2 protein-coding genes are annotated in these 1,189 nt (G+C 39.4%); both read right to left on the bottom strand.

Going from position 1 to position 1,189, the window contains the following annotated elements; all coding sequences use genetic code 11:
* The coding region (locus ACFIQE_RS10585) for a Rha family transcriptional regulator (protein WP_375707722.1) at positions 1-651 on the bottom strand (651 nt) is incomplete at its 3' end.
* 356 nt (positions 652-1,007) lie between these two features.
* Positions 1,008-1,189, bottom strand: a 182-nt coding sequence (locus ACFIQE_RS10580; RefSeq protein WP_375707721.1) for a phage antirepressor KilAC domain-containing protein, incomplete at its 5' end; no start/stop codon positions are given.

Below are 1,189 nucleotides of genomic sequence, written 5' to 3'. Positions count from 1 at the left end.
TGTACCATCTGGTCTTTGGATAGTGATAGCAGGACAGTCCATGAAACCTTTTTTGATTTTATCCTGATAAGGTAACAAAGGCGCCCCTGGAGCCCGTCGATACACCCAATCATGTTTACGCAAGTAATTGGTTAAGTCCTTTGGGCGCACCTCCAACATCTTCGCTGCTTCGATAAGACCGAATAAACCATCAGAGCGTTTTAAACCTTCCAAAGCTTCTGCTTTAGGCTTGAGTGTACTCACCTCATTTCTTAAGTCTTCTAATTGATTGATACTCTCTAAAAGGAGCTGTTTAATCGTAAGAGGATTTTCCAAAGCATTGGCAAGATTTATTTGTGGTGTTGCTACTTGTCTTTCCAATTCTTGCCAGCGGTCAATGATTTTGGCTCGTAAAGCAGTGCTGTAACCCGAAACAAGAATTAAACACTCACGTTTGGGAAGATTGTAGCAAGGAAGAGTACGACCTGTTGAATCTCTGTAGAATCCTGCAAATTCACTCAGCTCAATTTTCAGCTCAGTGAGTATTTGCCGAATATCCCGCATAACATTCCGATGTTCTTTACCACATAATTCTGCAATTTCACGACTCGACATAGTCTGAGTGGTAGCACTATTAGCAGTGCTTTCTTTAATTTCTATAAGTGTGTTCACTGTGAACTCCTTGGTAATAGAGGTTTTCTATTGACACTCTAAAAGAGTGCCGGGTGCTAGAAAACACGGTACCAAGTCCGTCGTCACACCTTTCCCGTGAGAGTATTGTATAGTGTAACTACACCCGACAAGACCGTTATATGCTACAGCATATAATGAGTCAAAATCTTTAATGTTCAGAAGACTGATTATTTCGGCAACCAATCCGCTTGGTATTTTAAGGTGTTTTCTAGGCACCTGATTCGACAATAGACATACTGATAGTATTTTGTCAAATAAAAAATTAAAAAATCGGCGCTTATAAACTATATCGATTTTATCAGTAAATTCGTATTTCTTTTCCATGATTGTTTCTCTTAATGCATGCTTTGTCGTTTAAGTTCTTGAGACAACACACCAATTCCTTTTGCTGTAATTTTTGCGCAAGGAATGACCTTTTCTATTCCACTTGCGGTTTGAAATGTGATGGTTGGACAATCCATAAGTTTCTTTTGGATTTTGTCTTGATAAGGAAGCAAATTTCCACCTGCTGCTCGTC

The organism is Bartonella sp. AA1HLJMS (genome assembly GCF_042197445.1).
Classification (GTDB): Bacteria; Pseudomonadota; Alphaproteobacteria; order Rhizobiales; family Rhizobiaceae; genus Bartonella.
Note: the sequence above shows the minus strand (reverse complement) of the source record. Positions and strands in the feature narration are given on the sequence as shown.